General features: G+C 62.6%; 14 protein-coding genes. 5 read left to right on the top strand and 9 right to left on the bottom strand.

All coding sequences use genetic code 11. The features are described 5' to 3' along the window. Nucleotides 1-792 (bottom strand): PilT/PilU family type 4a pilus ATPase (locus VF515_12060; GenBank protein ID HEX7408369.1); only part of this gene is annotated, 792 nt, incomplete at its 3' end. 3 nt (nucleotides 793-795) lie between these two features. Beyond that, nucleotides 796-2,232, bottom strand: coding sequence for a PilT/PilU family type 4a pilus ATPase (locus VF515_12055; GenBank protein ID HEX7408368.1), 1,437 nt, complete (start codon nucleotides 2,230-2,232; stop codon nucleotides 796-798). 358 nt (nucleotides 2,233-2,590) lie between these two features. On the opposite strand from VF515_12055, the gene VF515_12050 reads away from it, so the two are divergent. Then, nucleotides 2,591-3,487 carry an aldolase catalytic domain-containing protein gene (locus tag VF515_12050; GenBank protein HEX7408367.1) on the top strand — a complete coding sequence of 299 codons (897 nt, stop codon included), beginning with the start codon at nucleotides 2,591-2,593 and terminating at the stop codon, nucleotides 3,485-3,487. Nucleotides 3,488-3,508: 21 nt separating this feature from the next. On the opposite strand, the gene VF515_12045 is transcribed toward VF515_12050, so the two are convergent. Both VF515_12045 and VF515_12040 read right to left on the bottom strand, forming a co-directional pair. Next, on the bottom strand, nucleotides 3,509-4,336 hold the full coding sequence (locus tag VF515_12045) for an SDR family NAD(P)-dependent oxidoreductase (protein ID HEX7408366.1): 828 nt from the start codon (nucleotides 4,334-4,336) through the stop codon (nucleotides 3,509-3,511). Nucleotides 4,337-4,484: 148 nt separating this feature from the next. Further along, on the bottom strand, nucleotides 4,485-5,477 hold the full coding sequence (locus VF515_12040; GenBank protein ID HEX7408365.1) for an NAD-dependent epimerase/dehydratase family protein: 993 nt from the start codon (nucleotides 5,475-5,477) through the stop codon (nucleotides 4,485-4,487). Between the two features lie 150 nt (nucleotides 5,478-5,627). Here VF515_12040 and VF515_12035 point away from each other — a divergent pair, with 150 nt between their 5' ends. From VF515_12035 to VF515_12020, 4 genes are all read left to right on the top strand, one after another. Beyond that, nucleotides 5,628-6,107: a PaaI family thioesterase gene (locus VF515_12035; protein HEX7408364.1), complete on the top strand. Its 480-nt coding sequence runs from the start codon at nucleotides 5,628-5,630 to the stop codon at nucleotides 6,105-6,107. Nucleotides 6,108-6,139: 32 nt separating this feature from the next. Continuing rightward, entirely contained in the window at nucleotides 6,140-6,529 is a 390-nt protein-coding gene (locus VF515_12030) for a PaaI family thioesterase (GenBank protein HEX7408363.1), read from the top strand. A gap of 114 nt (nucleotides 6,530-6,643) precedes the next feature. Beyond that, complete coding sequence (locus VF515_12025; GenBank protein HEX7408362.1) at nucleotides 6,644-7,855, top strand: CoA transferase; 1,212 nt, start codon at nucleotides 6,644-6,646, stop codon at nucleotides 7,853-7,855. A 7-nt stretch (nucleotides 7,856-7,862) separates the two neighbouring features. Further along, nucleotides 7,863-9,083, top strand: coding sequence for a CoA transferase (locus VF515_12020; GenBank protein ID HEX7408361.1), 1,221 nt, complete (start codon nucleotides 7,863-7,865; stop codon nucleotides 9,081-9,083). A gap of 17 nt (nucleotides 9,084-9,100) precedes the next feature. Here VF515_12020 and VF515_12015 read toward each other — a convergent pair whose 3' ends face one another. The 5 genes from VF515_12015 to VF515_11995 all read right to left on the bottom strand — a co-directional run. Further along, the gene (locus VF515_12015) at nucleotides 9,101-9,685 is read right to left on the bottom strand and encodes a lysophospholipid acyltransferase family protein (protein ID HEX7408360.1); all 585 of its coding nucleotides are present in this window, start codon (nucleotides 9,683-9,685) and stop codon (nucleotides 9,101-9,103) included. A 238-nt stretch (nucleotides 9,686-9,923) separates the two neighbouring features. Then, complete coding sequence (locus VF515_12010) at nucleotides 9,924-10,703, bottom strand: methyltransferase (protein HEX7408359.1); 780 nt, start codon at nucleotides 10,701-10,703, stop codon at nucleotides 9,924-9,926. 162 nt (nucleotides 10,704-10,865) lie between these two features. Further along, nucleotides 10,866-11,651, bottom strand: a complete 786-nt coding sequence (locus VF515_12005) for an enoyl-CoA hydratase-related protein (GenBank protein HEX7408358.1) — start codon at nucleotides 11,649-11,651, stop codon at nucleotides 10,866-10,868. An 87-nt stretch (nucleotides 11,652-11,738) separates the two neighbouring features. After that, the gene (locus VF515_12000; protein ID HEX7408357.1) at nucleotides 11,739-12,767 is read right to left on the bottom strand and encodes an amidohydrolase family protein; all 1,029 of its coding nucleotides are present in this window, start codon (nucleotides 12,765-12,767) and stop codon (nucleotides 11,739-11,741) included. A gap of 142 nt (nucleotides 12,768-12,909) precedes the next feature. After that, the coding region (locus VF515_11995; protein HEX7408356.1) for a 2Fe-2S iron-sulfur cluster-binding protein at nucleotides 12,910-13,160 on the bottom strand (251 nt) is incomplete at its 5' end.

The following is a 13,160-nucleotide window of genomic DNA, read 5'->3' as shown; positions in this document are numbered from 1 at the left end:
CACGCCCTTGAGACAATCCGCCAGCATGGTGCGAATCTGCGCCTGCTGTGCCGCCGGAAAGGCATCGATGATCCGGTCCACCGTCTTGACGGCGGAATTGGTGTGTAAGGTCCCGAACACCAAGGAGCCTGTCGTTGCGGCGCTGACGGCGAGAGAGATGGTCTCGTAATCGCGCATCTCGCCCACGAGGATCACGTCGCAATCCTGGCGCCCGGCGGTTCGCAGCCCGTCGGCAAAGGAGTTCACGTCGATGCCGACCTCGCGCTGGCAGATGATCGATTTCTTGTTGAGGTGCACGAACTCGATCGGTTCTTCGATGGTCAGCATGTGACGCGCGCTGGTCTCGTTGATGAGATCAACGATCGCCGCCAGCGTGGTGGACTTGCCGGACCCGGTTGGCCCAGTCACCAACACCAACCCCGAGCGCAACAAGCTGAAGGTTTTCAACACCGCGGGCAAGTTGAGTTCATCGACCGTCTTGATCTTGCTGGGAATGGTGCGGAATACGGCCCCCATGCCGTGGGCCTGGTAGAAGTAGTTCGAACGGAAGCGCGCCTTTTCGCCGAGCACGTAGGCGAAGTCCAAATCCCCGGATTGCAGGAAGTGCTGCCAGCGCTCCGCAGGGCAGATCTCCTGGAGGTACTCGAGCATCATCGTGGCCGTCAGCACGGGGTGGTCCAGTTTCATGAGGCGCCCATGGCGCCGGATCTTCGGCGGCTGCCCCTCCGCCAAATGCAGATCCGACCCGTCCTGGCCCATCATGAAGTCGAATAGCTGATCGATCTTGGCCATCGGCTATCCCTCGGCCGCCATGCCATCGATCCGCGGCGCCCATTTCAGGAAGTGCGCCTTGTTGTCGGATGCGTAATAGGCTTCCACGCCATCGATGACACCGGCGTTGACCAGATCCAACAAGGAATTGTCCAAGAGGATCATCCCTTGCTGCCTCGAGGTCTGGATGATGGATGGGATCTGAAACAGCTTGCGTTCGCGCACCAGGTTGGCGACCGCCGTCGTATTCAGCATGACTTCGAGCGCCAGCGCTCGCCCGCTACCGTCGCGACGCGGAATCAGTTGCTGGCAGACAATCCCCCTGATCGACTCGGAAATCATGCTGCGGATCTGCGGCTGCTCGTCCGGTGGAAACACATCGAGGATGCGGTCGATAGTCCGCGCCGCTGACGTCGTATGCATCGTGCCGAACACCAAGTGGCCGGTTTCTGCAGCCGTGATGGCTAGGGAGACGGTTTCCCGATCACGCAGCTCTCCAATGACGATGACGTCCGGATCTTCACGCAGGGCGGCCCGCAACGCCGCCGCGAAGCTCTTGGTGTGCGAGCCAACTTCCCGCTGATTGATCTGCGACAGCGCCGGCACGAAATTGTATTCGACCGGGTCCTCGATCGTGATGATGTGCTCACCGCGACCTTGGTTGATCAGCTCAACCATCGCGGCCATGGTGGTTGATTTTCCGCAACCATTTGGGCCGGTGATCAAGACCAGGCCTTGGTTGAACTCTGTCAGTCGCCGCAATTGCTCGGGCAGACCGAGCTCGTCGAAGGTCGGGACCTTCGACTGAATCACGCGGAAGGCCCCGTCCCATCCCGTCCGCTGTTTCAGAATGCAGCTGCGGTAACGGCCCAGATCCGGCGCCCGGTAGCAGAAATCCAGTGCCTTGTGTTCCCGACAGGATGTCCTCTGCTCCTCCGTCAGGATCTGAAACAGCAGCCTCTCAGTCTGCTCGGGCGCCAACGGCTCCATGCAAAGCGGCCACAGCCGGCCGTACTTCCGAATCACCGGCGGAGCGCCGACGCTCAGATGGAGGTCGGAGGCACTCACCTCGCGGGCATAGTTCAAGTAATCATGGAGATGATTGAAAGCGGCGATGCGCTCAGCGTCCGCCTCGGGAATCGCTGGGACCGGTGGCGTAATGGGTTGTGCCCCGGGTGGGCTGCTGGATGAGCCGGGGGGCGCCGGCCCCTCAGCCGGCTGGGCTAGCGTCTGTGCCGCCGGCCCGCGTGGCTGATCGGCCACACTCTTCTCATAGAGTTGCAGGATGGTCTTGGCGTCGGCGTCACTGATGAATCCCAACTCCAGCAAGGCCCGCAGCAACGGCTTCTCCGGCTCGCCCGCAAGCAGCGTTTTGGCCTGTTGAAGCTGGGGTGTGGCGACGAGCTTGCGTAAGGTGACAAACTTCTCGACAAAGACATCTTGTTTAGCATGTCCGTCCATACTGTCTGAGGGCCTTCAAAAAGGAGGCATATTAGCTTCTGCCACTTTTAGCTGCTCCCCCCGGGTTTCTCCATAAGCCTTCGCAACATAAGCCTTCGCGGCGGCTCAGGCAGGCGGGTGCTCGCCACCCCGCGGTCGGCGCGTCGAGAATCAACGCCGTCCGCTTTGCTTTTTCGGCTGGGGAATGTCAATCGTTTCATCTGAATTGCAGGGGTTGGCACTTGAAGCCAGCCCTGGCGCAGGAGACCAAACCGTGGAAGCAAAAACGAGTAAAGAGCAAGAGGGCTCAGCCCGCCGGTGGCTTACGTATCGCCCGGAAATCAAGATCCTGGACTGCACCATTCGCGACGGCGGCCTCATGAATAACCACCAGTTCGAAGAGAAGACCGTACGGGCTGTGTACGCGGCGTGCGTCCAAGCTGGCATCGATTACATGGAGCTCGGATACAAAGCGTCCCAGCGCATCTTCGTGGGACCGCAATATGGGAAATGGAAATTTTGCAACGAGGACGACCTGCGCCGCGTCGTCGGCGACAATGATACGCCGTTGAAGCTCTCGGTCATGGCCGATGCGGAACGCACCGATTATCACGAGGACATCCTGCCCCGCAGCCAGAGCGTGCTGAACATGATCCGGATTGCCACCTACATCCATCAGATCCCCGTCGCCCTGGACATGATCAAGGACGCCCACGACAAAGGCTATGAAACCACGCTGAACCTGATGGCGGCTTCGACCATCCCGGAGTGGGAGCTGGACGAGGCGATCGCCATTCTCGCGGATTCCGAGGTGGATGTCATTTATCTGGTCGACAGCTTCGGGTCGTTCTACAGCGAGCAGATTCGCTACCTCTTGGAGAAATTCTTTCGTCTGGCGGGGCCGCGTGGCAAGACCATCGGCATGCACGCCCACAACAATCAGCAGTTGGCGTACGCCAACACCATCGAGGCGGTGATCATGGGCGCCAACCTGCTCGACGGCAGCATGGCCGGACTCGGCCGTGGCGCCGGCAATTGCCCCATCGAGCTGCTGATCGGCTTCCTGCACAATCCCAAGTACCGACTGCGACCGGTCCTCCAGTGCATCCAGGAACACATCGAGCCGTTGCGCGAGAAGTTGCTCTGGGGATTCGACATTCCCTACATGATCACAGGGATGCTCAACCAGCACCCGCGCGCCGCCATCGAGTTCAACACCACCGAGAACCGCGGCAATCTGGTCAAGTTTTTCGATTCGCAGATCGAAGAGGAATGAAGGCGACGGTCCGCTTGTCCGTCACACGTTGATGTCCATCTGCCGCAGCAGGAGGGCGTCACGCATCCTCTGCGGCAGCAATCGGTTGAGCCTCAGGAACAGTCTGCTCTTCGCATCGATCTGATTGTGCAGCTTGGGACTGGCTGCGCCGATCACCTTGACGATTTCAGCCGCGGCTTGCGCCGGAGTCGGAGCAGTCTTGATCAGTTCCTCATCGCGCTTGATGAAACGATCGACCCGCTCCCAGTACGGCGAGCTTTGCGCGGGCCGCTGGTGGATCTTGGCGGCAAACGCCGTGGACACCTGCGCTGGCTGGATCAAAGCGACCTTGATGCCGAACGGCTCCACCTCGTAACGCAAGGAAAGCACCAGCCCCTCGACCGCGAACTTGCTCGCCGAATAAATCGACTCGAACGGGAACGGAATCTGCCCGACCAGCGACGACACGGCGATCAGCTTCCCTGACCGGTTCGCCCGCATCGATGGGATGAAGGCCTGAAAGATGGCCGCCGTCCCAATCACGTTGATCTCCAGACACGTGAGCGCCTTGCCCAGATCCACTTCCTCGAAGGGGCCAAAGAACCCGATGCCGACGTTCGACAGCACCGCATCGACCCGTCCAAACTTCCCCAGCACCATGTCTCTGAAGTGAAGAATCCCGCGGCGATCGGTGATGTTCAACGTCGTCAACAGATGAGGGCAGCCCACCCTTTCCAGCTCGGCTTGCAGCACCGCGATGCCCTCCACATCGACATCGAAGCCCGCCACCGGCGTCTGCGACCGCGCCAAGAGCCTGGCCACCTCGCGCCCCATCCCCTGGGCAATTCCCGTGATCACCACTGCCTGCATGCGATGTACTCCTTGCGTCGTTGAAGAGCCCTCACCCCACCCGTCCCGCGAAGGGACTGTCGATTTTCTCCGAATGTAGGGGCGCAGCATGCTGCGCCGCTACGGAAGCACACGGAAAATACGGTATACGAAACCAGCGGCCGGTCATTTATCGACAGTCCCCGCACAGCGAGGGAGAGGACAGCACCAGCTGCCGTATCGAGGTTTCGAAATCGGGATAGATGAACCGGTAACCCGTGGCTTTCAGCGCGGCGTTGTCCACCAGGTAATCGTCGCTGAGGAAGCGCACGGCATCGTATTCCAGATCCGGAATCCGGCCCCGCAACTTGGCAATGAGCCCATCCCCACGGGCAAACGCTCTGACCATGCCAATGGGCAGATGCAGCCGCGGCGGACGCGCGCCAAACGTCCGTGCCGCTATCGTCAGCGCCTCTTCGACGGTGGGATGGCTGTCGTCCACGATGTTGAACGCCTTACCGACGGCATCATCGCAATGCGAGAGGTGCACCACCGCCGCGGCGACATCCTCGACGCGCACGTTGGACAGGCGCTGCTTGCCGCTTCCCGGAATGGCCAGGATCGAAGTGCGGCGTGAGAACACTTTGCCGGCGCCATCGTTACACCCAGGCCCGTACACCGTGCAGGGGCGCGTGATCACCGCCGCCAAACCCTCGCGGATGCGGCGCCACACCACATCTTCACCGTCCTGTTTGCTCCTTCCGTAGTCGTCCTGGGGATGGCGCGGCGCATCTTCCGTGAACGGCACTCCCCGGTAGCGGCCGTACACACTGGTCGAGCCGACGTGGACGAATTTCCGCACGCCCGCGTCGAGCCCCAGCTGAGTGATGTGATCGACCCCAAGCACGTTGATCGGATACAGCCGTTCATAGGGTGTTGACAGGTTGCAGATGGCTCCCAGGTGAAACACCCGGTCCACCCCACGGAAGAGAGGAGGCAGGGTTTCCGGCCTGGTCAGATCTGACGCGACGAACTCCACGCCCAAACGATCGAAATACGACTTCTCTTGCAGGAGCAGCCCAGTCGCCCGCACCCGCACGCCGCGCGCCACAAGTTGTGCGACGGTGTGTCTGCCGATGAACCCGCTCGCACCGGTCACCAGTGTGATTCCACCGAACTCCATGGGTTTGGACCGATACCTTGCTCGCTAGCTGGATACAACCTTCCCGCCGCACGAGGGCGCCAGCGTGCCCGCCAGCCATGCGCGAGGGGACCGTGGTACCTGCCGCCATTGACGTAGGACGGCGCGGAGTCCAGGATATCGACTCGGCGCATGGAAGCAAAGAATTACGTCATCAGCGCGTTTTTCGGGGACAATCCCCCTCACATCATGGAGCATGTGCCGCACTGCCGCGAACTGCCCGTGATCGCGCTGCACGCAGGCCCCTGCAAGGCGACGCTCAAGATCCCCTTTCACGAAAAGCTCATCGGCGACCCGAGCCGTGGCGTCGTCTTCGGCGGCGTGATCACCACGCTGCTGGATCAGGCGGGTGGCCTCGCCGTGATGTGCAGCCTCGACGAGCTGAAGTCGATCGCAACGATCGACCTCCGGGTGGATTACCTGCGGCCCGCCACACCCGGCCGCGATCTCCTCGGCTACGCCCACTGTTACAGGGTCACCAAGAACGTCGCCTTCGTCCGCGGCGTCGCCTACCACGACGATCGGGACGACCCCTTCGCGACTTCGTTGTTGACCTACATGCTGGGGGCGAACCCGATGCCGCCCGGCATTCTGGAAACGGTACCCGTCTGAAGCGGATTGCCGGGACCGCGCAGGGGTAAGCAATGACACCCGACGAAGTCGTCAGCAGGATTCCCTATGCCCGCATGATCGGGATCGAGGCGAGGGCGAGCGGGGAAGGGTGGATCACACACCTGACCTTCCGTGACGGCATAGTTGGAAACCGCCGGTTGCCCGCAATTCACGGCGGCGTCGTCGGCGCGTTTCTGGAGATGGCGGCACTGGTGGAGTTGATTCACCAGATGGGCGGCGACCGCATTCCGAAGCCGATCAACTTCAACGTCAACTACCTCAGAAGCGCCGGGCCTTTGGACTCGACCGCTCGGGCGGAAGTGGTGAAGCTCGGCAAACGCATCGCCCACGTCCGCGTCATCGCTTGGCAGGACGATCCGGAACGTCCCGTCGCCACCGGCTACGGCAATTTTCTCGTCTGAACGGAAAGGGATCAGCGCATCCCATGAGGAACCTGCAAGTCTCCTCCCCGCAGCGTTGCTTGCTTGGGCGGGATTTGCCAATAAGGACAGACTCCTGAGCACAGGGCTGAACAGATGGACGGCGCGCTAGAAGGAATTCGCATCCTCGAGTTGGGTCAACTGGTGTCGGCACCCTACTGTGGCAAGCTGTTTGCCGACTATGGTGCGGAGGTCATCAAGGTCGAGCCGCCTCGAACCGGCGACCTCTCCCGCCAGTGGGGACCGTTCCCACAAGATCAACCGCATCTCGAAAAGAGCGGCCTGTTCTTTTTCATGAACACCAACAAGCGCGGCATCACACTGGACGTGACCGCGGCCCGCGGGCGCGACATCTTTCTCCGGCTGGTGCAGCAAGCCGACATGCTCATCGAGAACAATCACCCGAAACAGATGCGGGACTGGGGCCTGGACTACCCTAGCCTCTCCCCAGTGAATCCGAACCTGGTGATGGTCTCGATCACGCCTTACGGTCAGACCGGACCGTACAGCGACTGGAACGGCTGCGACCTGAACGCGTTTCATCTCAGCGGTGCCAGCAGCCGCTACTGCGGCCGGCCCGGTGACGTACCGCTGGAGCACGGCACCTTCGCCGCCGATTTCTACGGCGCCACGACCGCGGCTGCGTGGGGACTGGCGGCGGTGTACGGACGGCGACAAGCAGGCGGCGGCCAGCAGCTCGATGTGTCCTGCGCCGAAGCCATCGCCGCGTTGTTCGTCGGCTCCCAGAATATCGGGGCGTACGCGCAGGACGGCAAGTTCGACCGCCGCACGGGAGTCGGAATGTCCCTGGGCGCTCCGGCCACCATCCTTCCGTGCAAGGACGGCCATGTCTGGATCCTCGCCTTGGAGCCCGGCCAGTGGAATGGGCTCGCCCGTGTGATGGGCAACCCCGAGTGGATGCAGCTCGAGATGTTCCAGGAGATGCTCGTCCGCGCGCAGAACGCCGACGCCATGTACCCGCTGATCGAGCAATGGACAATGGAGCACACCAAGCGGGAGATCATGGATCTGTGCCAGGCTGCTGGCTGTCCCATAACCGCGGTCTTCACCGTTGCGGAAGCAGCCGAGCACCCGCACCTGAAGGAGCGCGGATACATCGTGGATCTGGAACATCCGGCGCTGGGGAAGATCCGTGATCTCGGCGCGCCCTTCAAGCTGCCGGAGAGCCCGGGCGGTCCGACCAAGCCGGCACCGCTGCTCGGGCAGCACAACGACGAGGTATACGGAACACTCCTGGGCATGAGTTCCGCCGAGCTGCAACGACTCCACCGTGACGGCGTGATCTAGGTTGAAGATGGCAAAGGCACTTCCACTGAAAGGCATCCGCGTAGCGAACTTCGGCTGGGTCTGGGCTGGCCCCGTCACCGGCCAGACCCTCGGCTTTCTCGGCGCCGAGGTCTACAAGATCGAATCGCGCGCCCGCATCGACCTGACCCGGATGCTGCCTCCCTTCGCCGGGGGCGTGCGCGACCCGGACCGTAGCATCTCGAACCACGCCGGCTGGGCGGGCAACGGCAGTGTCAGCCTCAATCTCAAGAAGCCCGAGGCGCAGGAACTAGCCCGGCAACTCATCGCCAAGAGCGATGTCGTGGTGGAGAACTTCGGCCCCGGGGTGATGCAGGAGCTGCACCTCGGATATGAAGATCTGCGCGCCCTCAAGCCGGACATCGTCATGTCCTCCATGCCCGCTGCCGGCCTCTACGGCCCACTCAAGGACGTCAGAACCTACGGTTTGAGCCTGAGTAGCATCACCGGCATCGACAGCCTGACCGGCTATTTCGGCGGGCCACCGATCCCTTTCGAGAATGCCTTTGCAGATCCGTACAACGGTGTCATGGGCGCCTTCGCCGTCCTGGTCGCGCTCAGCTACCGTGACCGCACCGGCAAAGGACAGCACATCGACTACTCGCAGCAAGAAGTGGTGATGCAGATGGTTGGCCCGGCGTTCATGGACTACGAACTCAACGGCCGCGTCGCCGGGCCGATGGGTAACCGGCATCCGTTGGCGGCCGCTGCGCCTCACGGCGTGTTCCCGTGTGCCGGCGAGGACCGCTGGATCAGCATCGCCGTCGCCACCGACCAGGAGTGGCGTGGTTTACTGACGGCGATGGGCAATCCGGAGTGGGCGCAGACGCCCGAGTTCGCCAGCCCGGCAGTTCGCGTCAGAAACATCTCCGCGTTGCACGAACGTCTGGCCGAGTGGACCCGCGCCTTCAACGACTACGAGCTGGCGCAGCTCCTCCAGCGCCACGGCGTCGCCGCCGCGCCGGTCCTCAACGTGGCCGATCTGCTCCACGACCCACACTACCGCGCCCGCGGCACCTTCATCGAGGTGACGCACCCGCTTGGATTTCAAGAGACTATTTACGGCGCCTACGTCAAGACGAGCCGCACCGAGGCCAACGTCCACCCCGGCCCAAGCATCGGCCAGGACAACGACCACGTCTTCAAAGAGCTGCTGGGATTATCGGAGGAGCGTTACCGCCAGCTCATCGAGAAGCAGGTCATCTACTGAGGATTCGCAGCACCGCGTTACGCCGCGGAGCGGTCGCGAGCGATCGACTTGGGATCGACCGCCACCACGCCGCGAAGCTCGGGAAACTTCGGCGTGACCGAGGCGTAGAATTTCTCGAACACCCGGAAGTCGGCTTCGATGTCGCCTGTCGGCGTGAAGGCGGGTCCCAGGCCCGCTATTTTGCGCCGGTAATCGAGATAGCCGAGCACAATCGGTACGCCGGCACCTCGGGCGATGTGGTAGAAACCGGTCTTCCACGACGTCGACTTCTTGCGAGTGGCTTCGGGCGGCACCGCGAGGATGAGCTGGTCGCTCTTTTGGAACCGCTCCACTGCTTGGGCGACCATGTTGTGGCGCGCCGAGCGATCGATAGGCACGCCGCCGAAGGAGCGGATGATCAGCCCGAGCGGGAAGAAGAATGCCGCGTCCTTGACGAACCACGCCATCTTCATGCGGAAGATGTGGGCCGCCACCATCATGATGACGCCGTCCCAATTCGAAGTGTGCGGCGCGGCGATGACGACAAAACGGAGCGGCCGGTGGACAGTACCCTCGGTCCTCCAACCGGCGAGGCGGAAAAGAAGCTTGGCCAACCCGTGCATGAACGGGCTGATTCCGAAAGGATTCTCCGGAGTAGCTCGCACCCGTGCTGTATAGCGAAGCCCGCCGTCCCGCGCCAGCCACAGGAGGATCGCCCAAGCACCTATGGGCCGCTACCGCCCTGGGCAACTTCGCGATCGAAGGATGAAGTGATCGTGCTACGAGCCTTTAGACTTCGCAGCGCTGGCTTTCCGTGCTCGTCTGTTGGCTGCGGGTGCTCTCGGGCCAGGTGGCTCTGCCTTACGGCGGCATGCCCATCTGCTGCCGTAGAACGCGGAACGCATCGGTGCGCTGACCGTGCGCGTCACGCACCACCAGCGGTGGCAGCGCCGTAACGCAATTGACCTCGCCGACATGCCGCATGGAGTACACAGCAAACAGCGCGCCTTTGCCCTGCCGCGGGATCACGTCGCAGCGAGACTCGATCGCGAGTCCGGACATTCGCGCCGCGGCAACGGCGCGCTCACTTTGCGGCGCTGCGTGACAGACGACGAAACGCGCCTTGGGGGTCATCAGGCGCGCGGCCGCCGCACAGTAGGCCTCGATGCCACCACGCTGCTCGATGTGACAGGGCGCCTGCTGCACGCGCGTCGGCTCGGTGGCCGTGCCGGCTGGCAGGTAGGGGGGCGTTCCGGTTACCAGCTCGTAAACCGCGCCCTCCGAAAACGCGCCAGGATCTCGCAGATCGCCGAGGCGCACCTCGCAGCGGCCTTCCGCACCGTTCCACCCGAGTGAACGACGTGCCAACGCCACACTGAGTGGCTGCGCCTCGATGCCGGCGCAGCGTGCCTGGGGAAAACGCCAGGCAAGCAACAAGAGCACGGCCCCGATCCCGCAGCCGAGATCGGCGAGGCGCGCGGGTGGCGTCGCCTCGGTGAGTTGCGCCGCAAACCATGCCGTCACCAGATCGTCCAACGACCAGCGATGTCCTCGAATGCGCTGGAGAATGCGCCAGTCACCGGCGAGATAGCACAGGTCTTCACCCGGCCCCGGCCACACGTCGGCTCGATCATGCGGCACCGCAGGCGGCGGCCCAGGCGCGTTCCAGCCCGGCGGCCGGCGCGCCGGGCGAACTATCCCGCCGCACACTGCCTCAGGCTCTGGCATATGGCGTATTGGATATAGTTCCTGGCGATGGGCGGTAGGCAATACGCTTCACGCCTCAAGAGGGCGCCAGAAACGTCAGCGACCGGTGAACTTCGGCGGGCGTTTCTCGACGAAGGCGCGTGGCCCTTCCTTGGCGTCCTCCGAAATGAAGACGCGCGCGGCGAGCGCCTTCTCCAGCACGAAGCCGGATTCGAGCCCGAGCGCACGCACGGCGATCTCTTTGGCCGTTCGCACCGCCAGCGGACCGTTCTTGCAGATCGTCTCCGCCCACTTCAGCGCCGTCGGCATCAACTGGTCGAGCGGGACAACCTCGTTCACCAGGCCGATGTCGTAAGCACGCTTTGCGGTGATGGGCCGTCCCATCAGCAGCAGCTCCATCGCCACCGCCCACGGGATCTGCCGCGGCAGCCGGATGTGCGAACCGCCACTGGGGATGATCCCCCAGCGCACCTCGCCCAGGCCGAAGCTGGCGTGCTCCGCCACGATGCGCAGATCGGTTCCCTGCAGGAACTCCAACCCGCCGGCGATGCAGTACCCGTTGACTGCGGCGATGATCGGCTTGAAGACATCCGAGAACGGGCGCTTGGTGTGGTCTCCGTAGCCCATCTCATCGCCGCCGGTGACCATTGGAATGGCTTCCTTCAGATCCATTCCCGTGCAGAAGCTCTTCTCGCCGGCCGCGGTGAAGATGGCGACCCACAGATTGGGGTCCCTGTTGAAATCGGCGAACGCGGTATCCATCGCCGCCAACATCTCGGCCGTGAAGGCGTTCATCGACTCCGGCCGATTGATGGTGATGATGGCGATGCGGTCGCGCTTCTCGTACAGCATCGTCGGTGGCATCTTCGGCGAATCACTCATGGCTCACTCCGATCTGAAACAATACGGCACCGGCCGCCGCAGCGGACACGGCGTAACGTGGACGGACCTACCACTCTGCAGTTGGGATCAACGCTTCTGGGCTTTCGCGGCGTTCGCCGGCGCGGCGTTCGCCGGCGCTGCCTTCAACCGCTTCTTCGGCTTGATCTTGGCGAGCCGGGCGATATTGAGGCCGAGCATCTTGGCCCGGATCTCATCGGTGATCGGGCGGTATCCCCATTTCTCTTGCAGCTCTTGCGGCATCTCGAGATTCCGGACCCAATCCACCACTCTCGGCATATCGTCGAAGGCGAGGTCCAAACCCATCACGATCTTGTCGGCACCGGCCCAATCCAACGCCTCGCCGATCATGTGGTAGCCGCGATACGGGGCGCGCTGGAACCAGCCGACGATGCCCGACATGCTGATGTAGAGGTTCCTGTGCTTTCCGGCCAATCCGAAGAGTTCCTCGTGATAGGGCCACCCCATGTGATAGGCGATGATCTTCAGCTCGGGGAAATCGATGAGAATATCATCCAACAGGATGGGCAACGTGTACTTGCTGGGTTGCGGCATTACGTAGGCCATTCCCGTGTGCATGGTGAGCGCGATGTCCAACTCGCAGGCCTTCTCGTAGAACGGCCACATGCGCTTGTCATTGAGCGGGCCCTCGTCCTCGCACTGGTAGACTTTGCAGAGCTTGGCGTTGCAGTTCTTCACCATGTGCTCCAGCTCCCAGATGGCGTGTTTGACCCCGCGCCGGAGGACGGGTCCGACGTTGCATTCGAGATAGATCCGGTCGGGATACGGAGCGATGTCCTGCATGACGAAGGCGTTGGTGGACATGCACGTCGCATAGCCGGAGACGTCCATCATCCCTTCGCGAAGCGCAAAGGTCACGTCGACGCCGGCCTTGTCCATCCACTTGATGAGCTCGGAGGCGCGTGGGTGCGGCATGTCGGCTCCGCCGCTCAACTTCTTCCCCGCCCAAACCCCCACCACCCCATCCACACTGCCCCACCACTGCTGGAAGCCCGGGTAGTAACTCATCTCGGCAAGCGATTGCTCATTCATCAGATGGCATTCGGTCAATGCTACGAAGTGATCTGTGTTTGCCACGCTATCCTCCTTGGTCGGTCATTAAAGCGTGAGACGTAAAACGTAAGACGATGGACGCTTCCGTTTTACGTTTCACATTTTTGCCCCTGTATCAGCTTCCACAGCCGATTCGGCGTCGCCGGCACCTCGTGCGCCCGCACCCCTACCCTTTCCCAGCGGGCGAGGGGGAAGAAGCACTCCCTTTCCCAGCGGGAGCGGGCGACGCCGCACTGAGTTTCGTCGCCGCCAGGCGGACCGACTTCAGAATGGCCATGTACCCCGTACAGCGGCAGAGGTTGCCGCCCAGCGCCTCCTTGATCTCGTCGTCGGTCGGCTGCGGATGCTGCCGCAGCAGTTCATACGCCGACATCAAGAACCCCGGGGTGCAAAACCCACACTGCAGCCCGTGCTCTT

Source organism: Candidatus Binatia bacterium (genome assembly GCA_036382395.1).
Lineage (GTDB): Bacteria > Desulfobacterota > Binatia > HRBIN30 > HRBIN30 > JAGDMS01.
The sequence above is the reverse complement of the archived record's forward strand: the minus strand, read 5'-3'. Positions and strand labels throughout refer to the sequence as shown.

Bases quoted from the DNA above. Each gene is read 5' to 3' on its own strand.
- VF515_12055 (HEX7408368.1), bottom strand. From the start codon at position 2,232: ATGGACGGACATGCTAAACAAGATGTCTTTGTCGAGAAGTTTGTCACC.
- VF515_12050 (HEX7408367.1), top strand. From the start codon at position 2,591: ATGAATAACCACCAGTTCGAAGAGAAGACCGTACGGGCTGTGTACGCG.
- VF515_12045 (HEX7408366.1), bottom strand. From the start codon at position 4,336: ATGCAGGCAGTGGTGATCACGGGAATTGCCCAGGGGATGGGGCGCGAG.
- VF515_12040 (HEX7408365.1), bottom strand. From the start codon at position 5,477: ATGGAGTTCGGTGGAATCACACTGGTGACCGGTGCGAGCGGGTTCATC.
- VF515_12035 (HEX7408364.1), top strand. From the start codon at position 5,628: ATGGAAGCAAAGAATTACGTCATCAGCGCGTTTTTCGGGGACAATCCC.
- VF515_12030 (HEX7408363.1), top strand. From the start codon at position 6,140: ATGACACCCGACGAAGTCGTCAGCAGGATTCCCTATGCCCGCATGATC.
- VF515_12025 (HEX7408362.1), top strand. From the start codon at position 6,644: ATGGACGGCGCGCTAGAAGGAATTCGCATCCTCGAGTTGGGTCAACTG.
- VF515_12020 (HEX7408361.1), top strand. From the start codon at position 7,863: ATGGCAAAGGCACTTCCACTGAAAGGCATCCGCGTAGCGAACTTCGGC.
- VF515_12015 (HEX7408360.1), bottom strand. From the start codon at position 9,685: ATGCACGGGTTGGCCAAGCTTCTTTTCCGCCTCGCCGGTTGGAGGACC.
- VF515_12005 (HEX7408358.1), bottom strand. From the start codon at position 11,651: ATGAGTGATTCGCCGAAGATGCCACCGACGATGCTGTACGAGAAGCGC.